The sequence below is a fragment of the Brevundimonas sp. SPF441 genome (assembly GCF_009661015.1).
Lineage (GTDB): Bacteria > Pseudomonadota > Alphaproteobacteria > Caulobacterales > Caulobacteraceae > Brevundimonas > Brevundimonas vesicularis.
This window is the reverse complement of the sequence record NZ_WJWX01000001.1, coordinates 313,705-332,369: the sequence shown is the minus strand read 5'-3', so window position 1 is coordinate 332,369 and position 18,665 is coordinate 313,705. Positions and strand designations below refer to the sequence as shown.

17 protein-coding genes and 1 tRNA gene are annotated in these 18,665 nt (G+C 64.3%); 11 read left to right on the top strand and 7 right to left on the bottom strand.

Translation table 11 applies throughout. The features are described 5' to 3' along the window. Nucleotides 1–17: 17 nt before the first annotated feature. From GGC30_RS16430 to GGC30_RS16420, 3 genes are all read left to right on the top strand, one after another. Nucleotides 18–356, top strand: coding sequence for a type IIL restriction-modification enzyme MmeI (locus GGC30_RS16430; protein WP_228763520.1), 339 nt, complete (start codon nt 18–20; stop codon nt 354–356). 48 nt (nt 357–404) lie between these two features. Then, the gene (locus tag GGC30_RS16425; protein ID WP_228763519.1) at nt 405–995 is read left to right on the top strand and encodes a type IIL restriction-modification enzyme MmeI; all 591 of its coding nucleotides are present in this window, start codon (nt 405–407) and stop codon (nt 993–995) included. 321 nt (nt 996–1,316) lie between these two features. Beyond that, nucleotides 1,317–2,843, top strand: coding sequence for a type IIL restriction-modification enzyme MmeI (locus tag GGC30_RS16420; protein ID WP_228763518.1), 1,527 nt, complete (start codon nt 1,317–1,319; stop codon nt 2,841–2,843). Between the two features lie 3 nt (nt 2,844–2,846). Here the strand turns inward: GGC30_RS16420 and GGC30_RS01580 are convergent, their stop codons facing one another. Together GGC30_RS01580 and GGC30_RS01575 are read right to left on the bottom strand one after the other, a co-directional pair. Continuing rightward, nucleotides 2,847–3,224: a response regulator gene (locus GGC30_RS01580; RefSeq protein ID WP_153922213.1), complete on the bottom strand. Its 378-nt coding sequence runs from the start codon at nt 3,222–3,224 to the stop codon at nt 2,847–2,849. Continuing rightward, a complete protein-coding gene (locus GGC30_RS01575; protein WP_153922210.1) occupies nt 3,221–4,729 on the bottom strand; it encodes a sensor histidine kinase in 1,509 nt (502 codons plus the stop codon). Before GGC30_RS01575 ends, GGC30_RS01580 begins: the two co-directional genes overlap by 4 nt. Nucleotides 4,730–4,848: 119 nt before the next feature. On the opposite strand from GGC30_RS01575, the gene GGC30_RS01570 reads away from it, so the two are divergent. Next, the gene (locus tag GGC30_RS01570) at nt 4,849–6,369 is read left to right on the top strand and encodes a carboxylesterase/lipase family protein (RefSeq protein WP_153922208.1); all 1,521 of its coding nucleotides are present in this window, start codon (nt 4,849–4,851) and stop codon (nt 6,367–6,369) included. Nucleotides 6,370–6,378: 9 nt separating this feature from the next. Here the strand turns inward: GGC30_RS01570 and gor are convergent, their stop codons facing one another. The 3 genes from gor to GGC30_RS01555 all read right to left on the bottom strand — a co-directional run bounded on the left by gor (nt 6,379) and on the right by GGC30_RS01555 (nt 9,639). Next, nucleotides 6,379–7,761, bottom strand: coding sequence for a glutathione-disulfide reductase (gene gor, locus GGC30_RS01565; RefSeq protein WP_153922205.1), 1,383 nt, complete (start codon nt 7,759–7,761; stop codon nt 6,379–6,381). A gap of 108 nt (nt 7,762–7,869) precedes the next feature. Continuing rightward, complete coding sequence (locus tag GGC30_RS01560; protein ID WP_153922202.1) at nt 7,870–9,381, bottom strand: tryptophan halogenase family protein; 1,512 nt, start codon at nt 9,379–9,381, stop codon at nt 7,870–7,872. Nucleotides 9,382–9,563: 182 nt separating this feature from the next. Further along, nucleotides 9,564–9,639 (bottom strand) — tRNA-Lys (locus tag GGC30_RS01555). 154 nt (nt 9,640–9,793) lie between these two features. Here GGC30_RS01555 and GGC30_RS01550 point away from each other — a divergent pair. After that, nucleotides 9,794–11,206 carry an amino acid permease gene (locus GGC30_RS01550; RefSeq protein WP_066551646.1) on the top strand — a complete coding sequence of 471 codons (1,413 nt, stop codon included), beginning with the start codon at nt 9,794–9,796 and terminating at the stop codon, nt 11,204–11,206. Next, nucleotides 11,206–11,559: an Hpt domain-containing protein gene (locus GGC30_RS01545; protein WP_153922199.1), complete on the top strand. Its 354-nt coding sequence runs from the start codon at nt 11,206–11,208 to the stop codon at nt 11,557–11,559. Before GGC30_RS01550 ends, GGC30_RS01545 begins: the two co-directional genes overlap by 1 nt. A gap of 15 nt (nt 11,560–11,574) precedes the next feature. On the opposite strand, the gene GGC30_RS01540 is transcribed toward GGC30_RS01545, so the two are convergent. Together GGC30_RS01540 and GGC30_RS01535 are read right to left on the bottom strand one after the other, a co-directional pair. Continuing rightward, nucleotides 11,575–11,907, bottom strand: a complete 333-nt coding sequence (locus GGC30_RS01540; protein WP_066551644.1) for a chorismate mutase — start codon at nt 11,905–11,907, stop codon at nt 11,575–11,577. Between the two features lie 40 nt (nt 11,908–11,947). Then, a complete protein-coding gene (locus GGC30_RS01535) occupies nt 11,948–12,763 on the bottom strand; it encodes a ferredoxin--NADP reductase (RefSeq protein ID WP_153922196.1) in 816 nt (271 codons plus the stop codon). Between the two features lie 109 nt (nt 12,764–12,872). On the opposite strand from GGC30_RS01535, the gene GGC30_RS01530 reads away from it, so the two are divergent. The 5 genes from GGC30_RS01530 to GGC30_RS01510 all read left to right on the top strand — a co-directional run bounded on the left by GGC30_RS01530 (nt 12,873) and on the right by GGC30_RS01510 (nt 18,609). Further along, complete coding sequence (locus GGC30_RS01530) at nt 12,873–15,122, top strand: S9 family peptidase (protein ID WP_153922193.1); 2,250 nt, start codon at nt 12,873–12,875, stop codon at nt 15,120–15,122. Next, nucleotides 15,056–16,549 carry an amidase gene (locus GGC30_RS01525; RefSeq protein ID WP_153922190.1) on the top strand — a complete coding sequence of 498 codons (1,494 nt, stop codon included), beginning with the start codon at nt 15,056–15,058 and terminating at the stop codon, nt 16,547–16,549. Before GGC30_RS01530 ends, GGC30_RS01525 begins: the two co-directional genes overlap by 67 nt. Nucleotides 16,550–16,621: 72 nt before the next feature. Further along, nucleotides 16,622–16,900 carry a SemiSWEET family sugar transporter gene (locus tag GGC30_RS01520; RefSeq protein ID WP_153922187.1) on the top strand — a complete coding sequence of 93 codons (279 nt, stop codon included), beginning with the start codon at nt 16,622–16,624 and terminating at the stop codon, nt 16,898–16,900. 86 nt (nt 16,901–16,986) lie between these two features. Further along, nucleotides 16,987–17,292, top strand: a complete 306-nt coding sequence (locus GGC30_RS01515) for an SCP2 sterol-binding domain-containing protein (protein ID WP_017506191.1) — start codon at nt 16,987–16,989, stop codon at nt 17,290–17,292. A 105-nt stretch (nt 17,293–17,397) separates the two neighbouring features. Beyond that, nucleotides 17,398–18,609 (top strand): acyl-CoA dehydrogenase family protein, encoded by a 1,212-nt coding sequence (locus GGC30_RS01510; protein ID WP_017506190.1) that lies wholly within the window; start codon nt 17,398–17,400, stop codon nt 18,607–18,609. The last annotated feature ends 56 nt before the right edge of the window (nt 18,610–18,665 follow it).

Below are 18,665 nucleotides of genomic sequence, written 5' to 3'. Positions count from 1 at the left end.
GTTCTGGAGTGCGACTTATGGATGTGGAAGATTTCATCAGGATTTGGACAAACGCGTCGGCTTCAGAGCGGCAGACAGCACAGTCTTTCGTTATCCAACTCTGCAGGGTGCTTGGCGTCGCTGCTCCCAACGACGAAAAGATCGGCGACCCCGATTACGGGTTCGAACGGATCGTAAGGTTCCGTCACGACGACCTCAGCTCCCATTGGGGCTACATCGACTGCTATCGGCGCGGATGTTTCGTGCTTGAGGCGAAACAGACAGCCAAGCGGTTGGCCAGCAGTCCCGACAAGCGGCAGATGAAGCTGGTCGGACCCGACGTTGTCGAACGAAAAATGGAGAAGGCTCGGGCCTAGGCGAAGGGCTATGCGCGAGCGTTGGACGGGTGGCCCCCGTTCCTCATCATGGTCGACGTGGGGCGGACCATTGAACTCTGGTCCGACTTCAGCCGGATGGGAAAGACCTACCTCCAGTATCCCGACCGCGAAAACTACCGGATTGCGCTTTCGGATCTGCGCGATCCCAAGATCAGGGAGCGCCTGGCGGCCGTGTGGAGCGATCCCATGTCGTTGGACCCTGCAAGGCGTGTGGAGGAGGCAACGACAGAGATTGCTACTCTTCTAGGACGGCTGGTTCAGTCCTTCCGAAAACGCTTCTCGCGTGAAGCAGGGGCAGCGAACGATCCGGTTCATCGCGCTGCATGGGAACGGCGAGCGGCCGTCTTTGTGATGCAGTGCGTTTTCGCAATGTTTGCCGACAGCGTGCAGCTAATCCCGGACCGAGCCTTTGGCGAGTTCCTTAAAAGCTATCGGGGGGCTGCGAGGAACTTCAGCAAGGCGATCAGTCAGGTGTTTCGCACGATGGATACAGGGGGTTACTGTCCGGTCCTTCGATGCGACATGCTCTGGTACAATGGCGGCTTGTATGCCGAAGACGCGGCGATCGCGGTTTCGGAAAGTGAGCTGGATATTCTTTGTAAGGCTGCGGACCACTAAGATGCCCTGTTCGTTATCAACAGACGGCGTACGACACATTGAACCCTTCGCGCCGGCATGGCCGAAAGCCCATTTCATCATCGGAAATCCCCCCTTCATCGCAGGGAAGAATCTTTGTGACGCACTGGGCTCGGACTACGCCGAGGCTCTGTGGGCCTCTCGTGGAGAGCGCTTTCGGTCTGCCGATATCGTCACGGTTTGGTGGGATCGAGCGGCGGAAATTCTAATCGAAGATGCCGCAAACCGAGGTTCGTTCGATGATCTGTCTGGTTCGCTTAGAACCCTATCCACGCCTGCACCTGCATTGCAGCGTTCGGTTTTGTGACGACAAACTCCATCACCCAAACGTTTTCGCGCCGAGTCATTGAGGACAGGCTTCAGGGCGATGTGCCGATCCGATTAACGTTCGCCATAGCTGATCATCCCTGGACTAAGGGCAAGGGCGCTGCAGCCGTCAGGGTGGCGATGCTGGTCGCAGAAGCTGGACCTCCCAACGGGCGGGGAAGACTGCTGACCGTCGCGCGGGAGAGCGCGGATGGCGTGATTTACTCAGAAGCCAGAGGCGATATCGGCAGCGATCTCACGCTTGGGCGCGGTGTCGAACGAACCGTGCGCCTGAAGGCCAACGCGATGCTGGCTTACCGCGGCGTGCAGTTGATGGGAGACGGCTTCCTGATTGCTTCGGAGAAAGCCGCTGCATTGGCGAACCAATCGATTGATCGACAGACGGCACCCCTCAGGCTCTATCGCAACGGCAAGGATTTGACGGACCGCTCGCGGGACCTTCAAGCCATCGATCTGTACGGATGGTCACAGGAAGAGGCCATCCGACAGCATCCCGGCTTCATGCAGCATTTGATGGAAACAGTGAAACCGGACCGGGACGCTAACAACAGAGCGTCTTATCGTGAAAACTGGTGGATTTTCGGCGAGCCGAGAAGAGAACTTCGTCAGGCCTTGAAAGGATTGTCGCGCTTCATTGTGACGGTAGAGACGTCCAAACATCGTTGGTTCCGGTTTCTGGACGCCTCGATATTGCCGGATAATCGGCTGGTCTGCATCGCGTCTGACGACCCTTTCGTGCTGGGCGTGCTGTCAACCAGGATCCATCGGGTGTGGGCGCTAGCCGTCGGTGGAAAGCTCGCAGATCGACCTGTCTATTCTAAGGGAATGTGTTTCGACCGCTTTCCCTTCCCAAACGCGAGTCCAATGCTGCGTGAGGAAATCGCCACCGTTGCTGAGGGCCTGGACGATCTGAGATCCCGCGTGCTGGGTCAAAATGAGGACCTGTCGATGACGGGCCTGTACAACGTGATGCAAAAGATCCTGGCGGGCGTAGCGCTTACCGACAATGATCGAACCATCCGGCAGGCAGGGTGCGTGGACCTGCTTTTGCATTTTAACCAGCGTTTGGATGCGCTGGTGTTGAAAGCTTATGGATGGCCCTCTGATCTCGGTGACGAGGCCGTCATTTCACTGCTGGCGGCGCTAAATCAAAGCCGATCAGCGGAGGAAGATGCGGGCCAGATTCGTTATGTTCGACCTGACTACCAGACAGCCAGGTCTCCCAAATTCCGCAAATCACACCCATCGATGCAGAAAGAGGCGCCCACTTCTCGTCCGATCTTACCATCTGACGAAATCGCGCGGATTATGACCGTGTTGGAGGTGATGCGCGGGGAGGGGCGACCGGTGGACGTCGAACATCTCGCATCCTGTCTCGAGATTCCAAAGGGCGCGAAAGCGGTCGCCGAAAACCTACGACACACTCTGGATGTTATGACGGCCGCCGGCAGTATTTACAGAACGGACAAAGGCTGGTTCGCGCCGCGGCGGATGCCGAGCTAGGCCTCAGGCTTGAGCCACTCCCATGGCCTTCATCAGGGCGTCGCGGATGGCGGCTTCTGTGAAGGGCTTTTGGATCGTGGGCTGGCCGCGCCATTCGTCGGGCAGTCCGCCTTCGCCATAGCCGGTCGAAAAGACGAACGGCACGCCGCGTTCCTTCAACGCCTCGGCGACGGGAAAGACCTGACGGCCGGCGACGTTCACGTCCAGCAAGGCGGCGTCGAGATTTTCCGTGTCCCGAGCCAGCTTTTGACCGTCATCCACATTGGAGGCGGGACCGATCGGCACGCATTCCATGTCTTCCAAGATGGTTTCCAGAAGCATGGCGACGAGCGATTCGTCCTCGACCACGAGGACACGGCGACCGGTCAGAGGTTGAGTCATTGTGCGGCCGTCCTGTCCAATGGAACCGTCAGTTCCGCGATCAATCCATCGGGGGCGTAGACCAGATCGATCTCGCCCGCCAGATCATGTCGAATGTTTCGTTCAATCAAACGGCTACCGAAGCCTCTTCTGTCCGGAGCCGTAACTTTGGGCCCGCCAATTTCGCGCCAGCTCAGCTTGAGTTTGCGGTCGCGCTGATCCGCCAGACCCCAGTCGATGAGGATGCGACCGTCCGGCGTATGCAGCGCGCCGTATTTGGCGGCATTCGTCGCAAGCTCATGGAAGATCATGCCCAGAGACAGAACGACGGCCGGCTCCAGCGCCACCGGTGGTCCATTCAGGCTTATGCGGGCCGGCCCGTAAGCTTCAGTCTCATGTTCCAGGATGGCGCGCAGGTCGGCGCCCTCCCAATGGCTTTGCGTCAGCAGATTGTGGGTGTGCGACAGGGCCATGATCCGGGACTGGAAGGTCTCGGCGAAGCTGGCCGGATCGGTGTTGGAGCGGGCCGTCTGGATGGCGATGGATTGCACCGTGGCCAAGGTGTTCTTCACGCGGTGATTCAGCTCGTCGATCATCAACTTCTGGCGCTGGGCGGCCAGCACGTTTTCGGTGATGTCGTGGCCCTGAACGAAGATGCCCACGACCGCGCCTGAGTCGTCGCGGATCGGTTGATAGATGAAGTTGAGATAGACGGTTTCGAGCAGCCCGTCGGGCTTTCGCTGCAGCTGGGCCGCGCTCTCGCGCCCTTCATAGGGTTCGCCTGTGGCGAAGACGCTGTCGAGAAACTCGTAGAAGCCCTGGCCTTCCAGTTCCGGCAGGGCCTGCCTGACGGGCTTGCCGGCGATATCCCTGTGACCAATGAGCTGGCTGTAGGCGTCGTTGTGCATCTGGAACCGGTGATCCGGCCCGGACAGGATGGCGACGAAGCCTGGGGCCTGCATGAACATTTCAACGAGGCGATTGCGCTCGGTCTCCAGGCGACGATTGTCCTCCTGCACCGACTGGGCGCGACGCAGGACCGAGCCGCCGACAATCGCGTCCAGCGCGGTTGTCGGCTCATCCGGGCGGATGACGGGCGCCAGATCCGTCACATCCGTGGTGTGCTGAAGCAGCATGACCACTTCGCCGTCGGCGTTCAGGATGGGCGTATGGGTGGCGCTCCAAAGGCGCTCTTCGAAAATCTCGCTGCCGTCCGGCTGGGCTCGGGGCATTGAAAAGCGCACGACCGCCAGGTGATCGCGTTGTCGGGTGTCGCGCGCCTTTTCCAGTGAGGCACGGACTTGGCGGACGTTCTCCGGGGCGTCCGAGCCAGGGCCCGAGTCAAAGGCGGCAAAAAGAGGTTGGCCCAACACTTCGCTGCGCTTGGCGCCCGTGACATCCATATAGGCCTGGTTGACCTCGGCGATCCGAAGGTCAGGCGTAAGCAGCACATAGGGATTGGGCGAGGCCTCGAAAGCCGCACCCAGATTAACGGTCGGATCGCCAGATTTTGCCGCTTCGTTCAACACTTACCCCGCACAGCTTGGCGATAACGCGCCACATCGAAATCGGTTCTCTCGCCGTGTGTCGTGATCTGTGATCGCAAGATGATTGGCGCGCCGCCGTAATTTGCTAATCAGCGCGCATGACAATCGCCGGCGTTTTCGCCACCCTCTCGCTCATGATGGCGCCCGCAGCCGACCAGTCCACCGTCCGCATTCCGCAGGGCGTCCTGAACGGACGTGCGGATGCCGATGTGGCGGCGTTCAAGAACATTCCCTATGCGGCGCCGCCGACGGCCGAGCGGCGTTGGCGACCGCCCGGCCCCGCGCCGACCTGGCAGGGCCAGCGCGACGCCTCGGCCTATGGTCCGCTGTGCATCCAGGCGCCGCCGAACGGCGACCCCGGAGTCGGTCCCTTGCCGATGAGCGAGGATTGCCTGAACCTGAACGTCTGGCGGCCCATCAGTGCGGCTCAGCCCGCCCCGGTCATGGTCTGGATCCACGGCGGCGGCCTGGTGAACGGGTCGGGAACCGCGCCGCTGTATGACGGAACGAACCTGGCCAAGCGCGGCATGGTCGTGGTGACGCTGAACTATCGACTGGGGCGGCTGGGCTTCTTCGATCATCCGGCGCTGGCGGCCGAGCGGCCGGCAGGCGAGGCGGCTGGCAACTACGGTCTGATGGACGTGACGGCGGCGCTGAAATGGGTGCGCGCCAATATCGCGGCCTTTGGCGGCGACCCCAGGAACGTGACCATCTTCGGCGAATCGGCAGGCGGGGCGATCGTCACGCGGCTGATGATCTCGCCGCCAGCGCGCGGACTGTTCGATCGGGCGATCGTTCAGTCCGGTCTGGGCCGTGAGCTGCAGACGCCGCTGGACCGCAAGGGCCCCTATGGCGCGCCTTCAGCGCGGGAGCGCGGCGAGGTCTGGGCCTATGGCGCGGGATTGCGAACGGCGGCGGATTTGCGCGCGGCGCCGGCCGATCTGTTCCTGACGCCTCCGCCGGTCTTCGCCAACGGCGACCTGACGCTGATCGACGGGCGTATCGTGCCGTCCACCGTCGAGGCGGCGTTCAAGGCGGGGCGGCAGGCCCCGGTGCCCTTCATCATCGGCAGCAACAGCGCCGAATTCTGGTGGATGCGGCCCACGGATCGCAACGGCTATGGTCAGATCGACGACGACATGACCTGGCTTGAGCGCGCCGACGCCGTTCAAGCCTATGGCGGGCTGGAGGCGTTCGACAAGCTGGCGATTACGGATCTGGTGTTCTCCGAGCCGGCCCGGATGCTGGCGCGGCTGCATACCAAGGCGGGCCATCCGGCCTGGCTCTATCGGTTCGATATCTCGTCGCCGCAGAATCCCGAGCCGCATGGCGGCGCGACCCATGCGATCGAGCGGCCCTATGTGTTCGGCACGTTGAACACTCTGCCGTATCCGGTCGAGGATCGGGACCGAAAGGCGTCGGAGGCGATGATGGGCTATTGGACCGCCTTCGCGCGCTCGGGCGATCCCAATGGCGTTGGACGGCCGCGCTGGCCTACGGCGACCCGTGTGGACACCCGGCTGATGAACTTCGGCAATCGGGGACCGGCCGTGACGCCCGTGCCCTTCAGCGCCCGCCTGGATCTGCTGGAACGATTCCGCGAGCGGCCTCGGCCCTGAGAGCAACCGTCAGCCGGCCGAGGTCGCGCCCGACTGCTTCTCCTTCAGCGTGACCAGCTCTTCCGCCATGGTCGGGTGGACGGCGCAGGTGGCGTCCCACTGCGCCTTGGTCAGGCCGGCCTTCACGGCGATCGCGGCCAGCTGGATCATCTCGGGGCTGTCGGGGCCGACGATGTGCACGCCGACCACGCGCTGGCTGTCGGCGTCGACCACCAGCTTCATCAGCACCCGCTCGTCCGAGCCGGTGAAGGCGTATTTCATGGGCCGGAACCGAGTGACATAGACGTCGACGCCGTTCGAGCAGGAGCGGCGGGCCTCCGCCTCGCTGAGGCCCACGACCCCGACCGGCGGCTGGCTGAAGACGGCGGTAGCCACGGCCTCGTAGTCGAAGTGCTGGGGATTGTCGCGATAGACGGTCTGATGGAAGGCGACGGCTTCGCGGATGGCCACGGGCGTCAGGTTCATCCGATCAGTGACGTCGCCGATGGCCCATATGTTGTCCGCCGTCGTCCTGGAATAGGGATCGACCTTGATGGCGCCGGCCTCATTCAGCTCGACGCCTGCGCTCCCCAGCCCCAAATCCTTAACGTAAGGGATACGGCCGGTGGCGAACATGACGACGTCCGTCTCCAGCTTCATGCCGTTTTCGAGGTGGTTGACCAGACCGGTGTCAGTCTTTTCGATCTCCTCGTGCTGGCAGCCCAGAATGACCTTGATGCCGCGCTTTTCGATCTCTCCGGCCAAGTGCGCGCGCACATCGTCGTCGAAGCCGCGCAGGATGTTGGGGCCGCGATAGATCAGGGTCGTCTCCACGCCTAGGCCCGCGAAGATGCCGGCGAACTCCACCGCGATATAGCCGCCGCCCGCGATCAGGATCCGCTTGGGCAACTCCGGCAAGTGGAAGGCTTCTTCGGACGTGATGGCGTGCTCGATCCCCGGCAGTTCGTCCGGCTTCCAGGGGCGGCCGCCCGTGGCGATCAAAATTTTCTCGGCGGTGATGGTGCGATCCTTGCCGACAATCTCGACCGTGTGGGCGTCCTTCAGGACCGCACGCCCGTGGACCAGTTCGACCCCGGCCTTGCCCAGATTGGCGGCGTAGATGCCGGACAGGCGCGCGATCTCGACGTCCTTGGCTTCAAGGAAGGTGGGCCAGTCGAACTTCGCATTGTCGAACGACCAGCCGTAGCCCTCGGCGATCTCGAGCGCGTGGCTGACCTCGGAGGCCATGACCATGAACTTCTTGGGCACGCAGCCGCGGATGACGCAGGTGCCCCCGACCCGATACTCCTCGGCGACCGCGACTTTCTTGCCATCCAGCGCCGTCAGCCGCGCCGCCCGCACCCCGCCCGAACCGGCGCCGATGACGAAGAGGTCGTAGTCGTAGTCGGCCATAGGTCGGATTCCGTTCAGCGGCAGGCATCGGCATTTAAGCCCCGTCGCGCGAAATCCAAGAGCTCAACGGTCTGTTCAGACCTAATCAGTTTGGTCGCGTCGAGTGGTTCAGTTGATCGGCGGCGCCTTGCAGTTGGCGGCGATAAAGGCCTCGTGGGTCGGCATCCGCGCCACGCCCTGCTGGATCATCGTCTTCATCTTCTGCAACCATTGCTGGACCTGCTCCAGAGGGATGGTCTCCGTGATCGGATCATGCCGCTCGGGGATGACGCCTTGGCCGAGCAACACGGCGATCCAGCTCGTCTCCTGAAACAGTTCGTCCTCATAGCGGAAGATGCGGCCCCGGCTGCGGAACTGATCCATCTTCTGCTTCAGCGTCTCGGGAATCGGCATGGCCCGCACGTAGCGCCACAGGGGCGAGTCGTCGCGCGCCGTGGCATGATAGTGCAGGATGATGAAGTCGCGGATGCGCTCGGTCTCCAGCCGCATCATGCGGTTGTAGTTGTCGATATCGGCCTGGGCGAAGCCGGTGTCGGGGAAGTGCAGCAGCAACTTGGATATGCCCGACTGCACCAAATGGATGGAGGTCGACTCCAGCGGTTCCAGGAAGCCCGACGCCAGGCCCAAGGCCAAGCAGTTCTTGTTCCAGGTCTTCTTTCGGCGACCGGTGGTGAACCGCAGGAAGTTGGGTTCCGCCATCGCCTCGCCGTCCAGGGAGGCGCGCAACTTGGCCTGGGCCTCATCGTCCGAGATGAAGGGGCTGCAATAGACATAGCCGTTGCCGGTGCGGTGCTGCAGCGGAATGCGCCAGCGCCACCCCGCCTCAAGGGCCGTCGATTGGGTATAGGGCGTCGGATCGCCGATCCGGGTGCAGGGCATGGCCACAGCACGGTCCGCCGGCAGCCAATGGGTCCAGTCCTCGTAGCCCGTCTTCAGCGCGCCTTCGATCAGCAGGCCGCGGAAGCCCGAACAGTCGATGAAGAAGTCCGCCTCCAGCTCGCGGCCGTCGTCCAACCGCACCGACTGAATGAAGCCGTCGCCGTCGCGCAGGCGCACGTCGGCGACCTTGCCCTCATGACGCACGACGCCTTGCGACTCGGCGCGCCGGCGCAGGAAGCGTGCGTACAGGCCGGCGTCGAAATGGAAGGCGTAGGTCATCTGCGAGCCGGCGCCGCGCGGGTCGGTGTCAGGACGGGTGAAACGGCCCATGCGCGCCGCCATCGTCGTGACGGAATAGGCGTTTAGGTCGTCGTCCAGCCCCGCCTTGTTCAGCCTCAGCCAATATTGGTGGAAGGAGGCGGCGTCGATGCGCGTGCCATAGGTTCCGAACGGGTGGAAATAGCTCCGGCCCTTCTGGAACCAGTCGTTGAACTGGATGCCCAGCTTGTAGGTCGCCTGGGTGGCGCGGACGAATTCGTTCTCGTCGATGCCCAGCAACTGGTTGAACAGCAGGATCGGCGGAATCGTCGCCTCGCCGACGCCGACCGTGCCGATAACCTCGGACTCGACCAGTTCGATCTCCACCGTGCCGCGCGTGACGTGCGCCAGCGCGGCGGCGGCCATCCAGCCGGCCGTGCCGCCCCCGACGATCAGAATGCGTTTCAGCGGAGCAGGAGTCATCGGGCGTAACTGGTGAAGATGCGAAGTGATCGCGCCAGGGCGGCGCCGTGTGCGATCAGTCGCGCGAACTGGCTGAGTTGTCGATCCTCGTTTTATGAGGCCTTGAAACCAATGCGCGGGACTTCGACCTAGCCCACCGCAATGCGTGACGATTGAACGTCTGTTTTTTTGAGAAGCGACGATGGTGGGTGATCACAGGTTCGAACTGTGGACCCGCTGATTAAGAGTCAGCTGCTCTACCAACTGAGCTAATCACCCGACCGATCGTCTGCGTCTTCGGGGGCGAGGCCTTGCCGAAGGGCGCTCCTACTACCCAGCGGTTCGGGGGTTGGCAAGCGCTTTCGCAAACTTTCTGCGACGGAGTATGGTCCCCGTGGAATCAGCCGCGGCAAGCGGCGGGGGAGCGAACATCATGGCCTTCTGGAACCGGCGTCGATCAATCGACACCATGATGGCGCCGCACGACGGACCGCGGCTGAAGCCGACGTTGAGTTGGCCGCATCTGCTGGCCCTGGGTGTGGGGGCTATCGTCGGCACCGGCATCCTGACACTGATCGGGGTCGGGGCGGGGTTGGCGGGCCCGGCCGTGTTGATCAGCTTCGGCCTCGCGGGACTGGTCTGCGCCTGCGCGGCTCTGGCCTATGCCGAGCTGTCGACCATGATGCCGACGGCGGGCAGCGCCTACACCTATTCCTATGCCGTGCTGGGTGAGTTGATCGCCTGGATCGTGGGTTGGAGCCTGATCTTGGAATATTCGCTGGTCGTCAGCGCTGTGGCGGTGGGCTGGTCCGGCTATGCGGTCGGTTTCCTGAGCGGGCTGGGGATCGATCTGCCGACGGCGCTGGTCGCCGGGCCGCATGCGGGGGGCATCATCAACCTACCGGCCGTGGCCATCATCGGGGTGGTGACGGGCCTGCTTCTGCTGGGCACCAAGGAGAGCGCGACGCTGAACGCGGTGCTGGTCCTGATCAAGATCGCGGCCTTGGTGGTGTTCGTCGCCATCGCCCTGCCGGCGTTCAAGCCCGAGCATTTCACGCCCTTCATGCCCAACGGCTTCGGCGCGCCCTTCGTCCAAACCGGGGTAATGGCGGCGGCGGCGATCATCTTCTTCGCCTTCTACGGCTTTGACGCCATCTCGACGGCGGCGGAAGAGACCAAGAAGCCTGAGCGTGACCTGGCCATCGGCATCGTCGGCTCCATGCTCATCTGCACGGCGCTATATCTGGTCGTCGCGGCCGCAGCCATCGGCGCGCGGCCGGTCGCGACCTTCGCCAGCAGCCCCGAGCCGCTGGCCCTGATTCTGCGTCAGATGGGGCAGGGGACGGCGGCCCAGTGGATCGCCGCTGCGGCGGTGATCGCGCTTCCGACCGTCCTGCTGGCCTTCCTGTTCGGGCAAAGCCGCATCTTCCTGGGCATGGCGCGCGATGGCTTGCTGCCGCGTCGCCTGGCCAAGGTATCGAGCCGGGGCGTGCCGGCGGTGGTGACTGTGTTCACCGCCATCGTCGTGGCGATTCTGGCGGGGTTGTTGCCGCTGGACGAACTGGCGTCGCTGGCCAACGCCGGGACGCTGGCGGCCTTCTGCTCGGTCGGGGTTTGCCTGATCGTGCTGCGCATCCGCGAGCCGGGTCGCAAGCGGGTGTTCAAGGCGCCGCTGTGGCCGGTCGTTGGAGCGGTCAGCGTGATCGGCTGCCTGGTCTTCTTCCTGAGCCTGAAGCCGGTGACGCAGATCGGCTTCGTGGTCTGGAACGTGGTCGGCGTGGCGATCTATCTGCTGTGGTCCTCGCGGAACTCCCGCCTTGCCAAGGGTGAGGAGACGGCGGCCTGATGGCGTTGCGTGATCTGACGGGCGCCGTCGATTTCGCCGTGCTGAACGGCATGACGGGCGGGGACGACGCCATCAATGAGGAGGTGTTGGGCCTGTTCGTCAATCAGGCCGGCCTGTGGTCCGCCATGCTGGATCCCAAGGTCGAGGGCTGGCGCGACGGGGTCCATACGATCCGAGGCGCGGCAGCGGGCATCGGCGCGCGAGACCTGGCGGCGATCTGCGCCGAGGCGGAAGCGGTGGATCAGAAGCTGGCCGCGCCGGCGGTTGAGCGGGTGCGCGATGCGCTGGCGACGGCCTTGGCTGATGTCGCGGCCTATCGGCACGAATTCATGCTGAGAAGTCTCAAGACCTAGTCGGGCTTGTCGCGTTCAGCTGCGCGTGCGGTCGTAGGTCGCGAACTCGTGGGCGATGCAGCGGTCGATGAGCAGGCGCCAGACGGGTTCGGCGATGTCGGGTGACAGATCGTGGGCCTCGGCCGAGGTCAGAACCTTGGCGACCACGTCGTCGATCCGGGCCTGGTCGAAGACGGCGTCGCGGTCGGGCTTGATGCGGGCGGCGGCGTCCATGTAGCGCTGACGCTCGGCCAGCAGGGCGACCAAGGCACGGTCCAGGGCGTCGACGCCTTGGCGGACCTCGGCCATGGACTGGCATTCGGACGGATCGACGCGGGGATCGACGGCGACAAGTGCAGGCTTTGACATGGGCGTGGGGTTAGCGGGTCAGGCCGCCCAAGCCAAGTCGTCAGCCGACGAAGGCCCGCTCCAGCACATAGTCCGCCGGTTCGGCGTTGGAGCCTTCCTTCAGGCCATAGGTCTCCAGCAGTTCGCCGGCTTCCTTGATCATGGCCATGGAGCCGCACAGCATGGCGCGGTCGCGCGCGGGGTCGAACCCTTCGGGCAGGCCCAAATCGCGGAAGAAGTCGCCGGACTTGATGCGGTCGGTGATGCGGCCGGGCGTCTCGAAGTCCTCACGAGTGACGGTGGGGTAGTAGGTCAGTTGCGCCTGCGCCTCTTCCCCAATCAGGGGGTCGTCGTGGATCTCGCGGGTGAAGAAGTCGCGGTAGGCGAGGTCGGCGACGCTGCGGACCGTGTGGATCACATAGACATGGCCGAAGCGGGAATAGGTCTCTGGATCGCGCGCGACGCTGAGCCAAGGCGCCAGCCCCGTGCCGGTGCCGATCAGAAACAGGCGTTCGCCGCCAGTCAGGGCGTCCAGCACCAGGGTGCCCGTCGGCTTCTTGCCCATCAGGACGGTGTCGCCGGGCTGTATCTTCTGCAGGCGCGAGGTCAGGGGGCCGTCGGCGACCTTGATGGAGAAGAACTCCAACTCCTCGGCCCAGCAGGGGCTGGCGATGGAATAGGCGCGCAGGACGGGCTTTCCGCCATCTTCGCCCGGCAGGCCGATCATCACGAACTCGCCCGAGCGGAAGCGGAAGTCCTCGGGCCGTTTGACGCCGAAGCTGAACAGGCTGTCGGTCCAGTGGCGCACCCACAGAACCTCCAGCTCGTTAAACGGACTGGCTTTCACGGGGGTGGGGGAGAGGGCGGCGTCTGTCATCGTGCCGTCTCTCTAATCTGAGAACCCCTCGCAGGGAAGGACAAGCCTTTCACCCGGCGACGACATTTCCTCGTGACGGCTTGCAGAAGCACCGCTAGCGTCCCGACCCATGCGCACCCTTCTTCTCGCCTCGACCATCCTCCTGTCCGCCAGTTCGGCCCTTGCGCAGGAGACGCCCTCCAACATCCTGACGCCCGAGCGGGTGTTTTCCAGCCCCAGCCTGAACGGGCCGGTGGCCAAGGGGGTCAGCCTGTCGCCTGACGGCCAGTTGGTCGCCTTTCTGCGCTCGCGCGAGGACAATGTGGATGTGCAGGACCTGTGGGCCGCGCCGACGGGTGAGGGTGAACCCTACAAGCTGATCGATGCACGGGCGCTGGTTCCCGACGCCGGCGAACTGTCGGAGGCCGAGAAAGCTCGGCGCGAGCGGATGCGGATCAGCGCGCGCGGCGTGGTCGAATATTCGTGGGACCAGCAGGGCCGCTACATCCTGGCGCCGCTGGAAGGCGACATCTTTCTGGCGAACCGGGCGGACGGCAAGGTGCGCCGCCTGACCGAGACGCCCGCCGACGAGATCGACGCCAAGGTGTCGCCGAAGGGCAGCTACGTCTCCTATGTCCGCGATCAGAATCTGGTCGTCTATGATCTGGCGAGCGGCAAGGAGACGCCGATCACCGACGACGGCGCGGGTCTGATCACCTGGGCCACGGCCGAGTTCATCGCCCAGGAGGAGATGGATCGCGACACCGGATACTGGTGGAGCCCCGACGAGCGCTACATCGCCATGACGCGGGTGGACGAGAGCCCGGTCGATATCGTGCCGCGCTTCGAGATCACCGGCGGCGGCGCGACGATGGTCGAGCAGCGCTATCCTCGCGCGGGGCGACCCAATGCGGTGGTCGAACTGTATGTGCGCGACCTGCAGGGCGGCGGACGGGTCAAGGTGGACCTGGGATCCAACACCGACATCTATCTGGCGCGGGTGAACTGGTCGGGCGACGGCAAGACCCTGTATGTCCAACGCCAGTCGCGCGACCAGAAGACACTGGACCTGCTGAGCGTCGATCCGACGACCGGCGCATCACGCGTGATCCTGAGCCAGAAGGCGCAGGCCTGGGTCGATCTGAACGACGACTTCCGCGTCCTGTCTGACGGCCGGTTCATCTGGTCCAATGAGGATTCGGGCTGGCGGCACCTGTATCTGTACGACCGCAACGGGCGACGCCTGCGGGCCATCACGCGCGGCGACTATCCGGTCAAACATCTGGACGGCGTCAACGAGCAGACCGGAGAGGTCTATTTCACCGCCTCGATGCGCGACGGCAAGGAACTGCCCATCGAGCAGCAGATGTTCCGGGCCAATCTGAACCGCACGGTCGATCCGGTCGCGGTGACGCCTGGCGGCGGCTGGTGGAGCGTGTCAGTCAACGGGCCGGCGACGGCCTATGTCGGCAACTATTCCGATCCAGCGACGCCGACCCAATCGGCCCTGTACCGGATCGACGGAACGCGCGTGCGCTGGATCGAGGAGAACAGGCTGGACGCCGCCCACCCGTTCGCGCCCTACGTCTCGCGACTGCGTGCGCCCGAGTTCGGCACGATGCAGAGCCACGGCCAGACCCTGGTCTGGCGCATGACCACGCCGCCCGACTTCGATCCGGCCAAGAAATATCCGGTGGTGATGCAGGTCTATGGCGGGCCCGGCACCGGGGCGGGCGTCCAAAAGAGCTGGCAGCCCCTCACCAACCAGTTGCTGACCGAGGCAGGCTACATCGTCTTCCGCGTGGACAATCGCGGCGAGGGCGACCGGTCCCAGGCGTTCGAGACCAGCATCTATCGCCGCCTGGGCATTCCAGCCGTCGAGGATCAGGCTCAGGCCGCGCAGTGGCTGAAGACCCTGCCTTACGTCGATCCCGACCATATTGCGGTGATGGGCTGGAGCTTCGGCGGCTTCCTCAGCCTGCTGACCCTGACGGACAAGGACGCGAACCTGGCCTCGGCCCTGGCGGGCGCGGCGCCGACGGAGTGGAGCCTGTACGACACCCACTATACCGAACGGTATATGTCCACGCCCCAGGCCAATCCGGAAGGCTATGCCGCCACCGACGTCCTGCCGCGACTGGATGACATGACGGGGAGGCTGCTGCTGCTGCACGGCATGGCCGACGACAACGTCATCTTCGGCAATGCGACGCGCGTCATCGACGCCTTGCAGGCCAAGAGCGTGCCGTTCGAGATGATGCTCTATCCCGGCCAGCGGCACGGTGTCCGCGGCGATCCGAGGCAACTGCAACAATGGCGCACCTATCTCGACTTCCTGGACCGCACGATCGGCAAGCGGGCCGAACCCAAGGCCGACTGATTCTGGCGGCTGCGGTCGCGCTGGCCCTTGCGGGCTGCGCGACCGGGCAGGGCGCCTATCCTTCTGCATCCGCCGTGGTCGCGGCGGGGCGGGCCAACGACAGCGCCCATTCGGTGCTGGTCTGGACCGCAAGATCGCCCCGTCAGGGCGTGTCGGCGATTTCCGGCATGCCGATCCTGCTGAAGGACAATATCGAGACGGCGGACATGCCGACCACCGCCGGATCGTTGGCGCTGGCGAACAATGCGCCGGGACGGGACGCGCCGCTGGTCGGGCGACTGCGCACCGCCGGGGCCGTAATCGTCGGCAAGACCAACCTGTCGGAGTGGGCCAATATCCGCTCGTCGGATTCGATCAGCGGCTGGAGCGCCGTCGGCGGCCAGACGCTGAACCCCTATGATCCCGCGCGCACGCCCTGTGGATCGTCGTCCGGCAGCGGGGCGGCGGTGGCGCTGGGGCTGACGTCCGTCGCCATCGGAACGGAGACGGACGGGTCGATCACCTGCCCGGCGTCGGTCAACGGCGTGGTCGGGTTCAAACCGACCGTGGGCCTGGTCTCGCGCACCCACATCGTGCCCATCAGCCATTCGCAGGACACGGCCGGGCCGATGGCGACCACCGTCAGGGATGCGGCCAAGGTGCTGACCGTCATCGCCGGGTCCGATCCGGCTGATCCGGCGACGGTCGAGGCCGATGCGCGCAAGATCGACTACGCCGCCGGGCTGGACGCCAACGCGCTGCGCGGTGCGCGGATCGGGGTGATGCGGTTCCTGAAAGGCTATTCGCCCGAAACCCAGGCGGTTTTCGAGCAGAACCTGAAGGCCTTGCGCGATGCCGGCGCCGTGCTGGTCGATCTGCCCGAGGGACCGGATGGCCGGATCATAGGCGGGGCCGAGTTCAAGGTGCTCCTCTATGAGCTGAAGCACGATCTGAACCTCTATCTGGCCTCGACCGACCCGCAGCAGGTCCGCACCCGCACCCTGGCCGACGTCATCGCCTTCAACGCCGCCGAACCGCGCGAGACGGTGCTGTTCGGTCAGGACATCTTTGAGCGCGCCCAGGCGATGGGCGATTTGACCGACGCTGACTATCTGGAGGCGCGCGCAACCTCGCTTAGACTGGCGGGGCCGGAGGGCATCGATCGACTGATGAGGGAGAATGGCGTGATCGCCCTGATCGCGCCCACCACTTCACGGGCCTGGACCAACGATCCCAAGGACGACGACGATATGCAGGGATCGGCCAGCCAGCTGGCCGCCGTCGCCGGCTATCCGCACCTGACCGTGCCGATGGGATTTGATCGCGGAATGCCCGTGGGAATCAGCTTCCTTGGCGGGAAGTGGGACGATGCGCGCATCCTTTCTCTGGGTTACGCCTTCGAACAGGTGACCCAGGCCAGACGGCCGCCGCCTGGCGTTCGACGCTGACATCCCTTGGGGCGGCCGCTGAGAGTGCGGCATGTGCAGATTTAGCCTCAACGTCATGTCGACGATCGCGGCATGAGCGACCTGATCGCCAATGTCGTCGGCTCAGCGGCTGCGATCTGCTCGATCACCAGCTTCGCGCCCCAGGCGGTCAAGATCTGGAAGGAGCGCGACGCGTCGTCGGTCAGCTTGAAGACCTACTCCCTGACCGTGACCTGTTTCGTGCTGTGGGTCGTCTATGGCGTCATGACGCAGGCTTGGCCTATCACGGTCGCCAACGCGTGCGCCCTGGTGATGGCGTCCGGCGTGCTGGTGATGAAATGGCGGTTCCGTGACGGCGATCCGGAGAAGTGATCAGACCTTTCCCCGACGTGATCTTGGCGCCCCCGCCGATGCGGGCTAACCCGTAGTTCACAACGTCCAACAGGGAGACGCCCCCAATGCCCGATCTCGCACAAGTCACCGAACACATCCGCGGCGCCGTCGGCGACAACTCCGGCCTCGGCAAGACCGTCAAGCTCGACCTCGGCGACGAGGGCAAGATCTACATCGACGGCGCCTCCACGCCGAACACGGTGACGAACGAGGACAAGCCCGCCGACGCCACCGTCTCGATGAAGTGGGATGACTTCATGGCTCTGTCGGAAGGCAAGCTGGACCCGATGATGGCCTTCATGCAGGGCAAGCTGAAGATCGCCGGCGACATGATGATCGCCCAGAAACTGGCTCCGCTGCTGAAGCGCTGATGCCGGTCTGAACGACCAGCTATGGCGGCGCGGCTCCCGACAACGGACCGCGCCGTTTTCGTATCGAGCGTCCGGCAGAGACGCGAACGGGAAAGAGGAAACGACATGGACTTCAAACATTCCGACCGCGCCCTGGATTGGCACGCCCGCGTCCGTCGCTTCCTGGACGAGCAGGTCATCCCGCGCGAAGCCGAATATTTCGCACAGGTCCGCGAGGATTCGAACCGTCAGCCGCCGGTCATGGAGACGATGAAGGCGGCCGCGAAGGAAGCCGGACTTTGGAATATGTTCCTGCCCGGCGAACACGGGGCGGGTCTGACCAATCTGGAATACGCGCCACTGGCCGAGATGATGGGGCGGCATCTGTGGTCGGCCGAGGTGTTCAACTGCAACGCCCCCGACACCGGCAATATGGAGGTGCTCCATATGTACGGAAATGCCGAGCAGCAGGCGCGCTGGCTGAAGCCCCTGATGGCCGGCGAAATCCGTTCGGCCTTCCTGATGACCGAGCCTGAGGTCGCCTCGTCCGACGCCACCAACATCCAGACCCGGATCGAGCGCGACGGCGACCACTATGTCATTAACGGCCGCAAATGGTGGTCGACCAATATGGGCCATCCGAATCTGGCCGTGACCATTGTCATGGGCAAGACGGATCCTGACGCCGCATCCCACGCCCAGCAGTCGCAGATCATCGTGCCGGCCGACACGCCTGGCTTCCGCGTCGAGCGGATGCTGTCGGTGTTCGGCTATGACGAAAAGCCGATCGGCCACGCCGAGGTCGTGCTGGAGAACGTCCGCGTGCCGGTCGAGAACCTGATCGCGGGCGAGGGCAGGGGCTTCGAGATCGCCCAAGGTCGGCTTGGTCCGGGCCGTATTCACCACTGCATGCGCACCATCGGTGCCGCCGAGCGGGCGCTGGAGCTGATGGTGACGCGGCTGCTGAACCGGACGGCGTTCAAGAAGCAGTTGGCCGAGCATTCGGTCTGGGAACAGCGCGTCGCGGAGGCGCGCACCAACATCGAGATGTGCCGCCTGCTGGTGCTGAAGGCCGCCTGGATGATGGATCAGGCGGGAGCAAAGAACGCCCGCTCCGAAATCGCGCAGATCAAGGTCGCCGCGCCGAAGATGGCTTTGCAGATCATCGACGACGCCATTCAGGCGTTCGGCGGCGCCGGGGTCTCGGGCGACACGCCCCTGGCCGAGCTTTACGCGGGTGTCCGCACCTTGCGCATCGCCGACGGCCCGGACGAGGTCCATAATCGCACCATCGCGCGGTTGGAATACGCCAAACATGGCGGCCGCCCGATGCGCTGATGTGTGATCCCGAACGCCAAGTGCTTGGGAACCTTGGCCTTGTTGGTGCGTTTGTT

What these genes read in the sequence shown, in the direction of transcription:
- GGC30_RS01545 (WP_153922199.1), top strand. Translation starts at nt 11,206, where the DNA reads ATGGCGTTGCGTGATCTGACGGGCGCCGTCGATTTCGCCGTGCTGAAC.
- GGC30_RS01530 (WP_153922193.1), top strand. Translation starts at nt 12,873, where the DNA reads ATGCGCACCCTTCTTCTCGCCTCGACCATCCTCCTGTCCGCCAGTTCG.
- GGC30_RS16425 (WP_228763519.1), top strand. Translation starts at nt 405, where the DNA reads ATGGTCGACGTGGGGCGGACCATTGAACTCTGGTCCGACTTCAGCCGG.
- GGC30_RS01570 (WP_153922208.1), top strand. Translation starts at nt 4,849, where the DNA reads ATGACAATCGCCGGCGTTTTCGCCACCCTCTCGCTCATGATGGCGCCC.
- GGC30_RS01520 (WP_153922187.1), top strand. Translation starts at nt 16,622, where the DNA reads ATGAGCGACCTGATCGCCAATGTCGTCGGCTCAGCGGCTGCGATCTGC.
- GGC30_RS16430 (WP_228763520.1), top strand. Translation starts at nt 18, where the DNA reads ATGGATGTGGAAGATTTCATCAGGATTTGGACAAACGCGTCGGCTTCA.
- GGC30_RS01510 (WP_017506190.1), top strand. Translation starts at nt 17,398, where the DNA reads ATGGACTTCAAACATTCCGACCGCGCCCTGGATTGGCACGCCCGCGTC.
- GGC30_RS01515 (WP_017506191.1), top strand. Translation starts at nt 16,987, where the DNA reads ATGCCCGATCTCGCACAAGTCACCGAACACATCCGCGGCGCCGTCGGC.
- GGC30_RS01580 (WP_153922213.1), bottom strand. Translation starts at nt 3,224, where the DNA reads ATGACTCAACCTCTGACCGGTCGCCGTGTCCTCGTGGTCGAGGACGAA.
- gor (WP_153922205.1), bottom strand. Translation starts at nt 7,761, where the DNA reads ATGGCCGACTACGACTACGACCTCTTCGTCATCGGCGCCGGTTCGGGC.
- GGC30_RS01560 (WP_153922202.1), bottom strand. Translation starts at nt 9,381, where the DNA reads ATGACTCCTGCTCCGCTGAAACGCATTCTGATCGTCGGGGGCGGCACG.
- GGC30_RS01540 (WP_066551644.1), bottom strand. Translation starts at nt 11,907, where the DNA reads ATGTCAAAGCCTGCACTTGTCGCCGTCGATCCCCGCGTCGATCCGTCC.
- GGC30_RS01525 (WP_153922190.1), top strand. Translation starts at nt 15,056, where the DNA reads ATGGCGCACCTATCTCGACTTCCTGGACCGCACGATCGGCAAGCGGGC.
- GGC30_RS01550 (WP_066551646.1), top strand. Translation starts at nt 9,794, where the DNA reads ATGGCCTTCTGGAACCGGCGTCGATCAATCGACACCATGATGGCGCCG.
- GGC30_RS01535 (WP_153922196.1), bottom strand. Translation starts at nt 12,763, where the DNA reads ATGACAGACGCCGCCCTCTCCCCCACCCCCGTGAAAGCCAGTCCGTTT.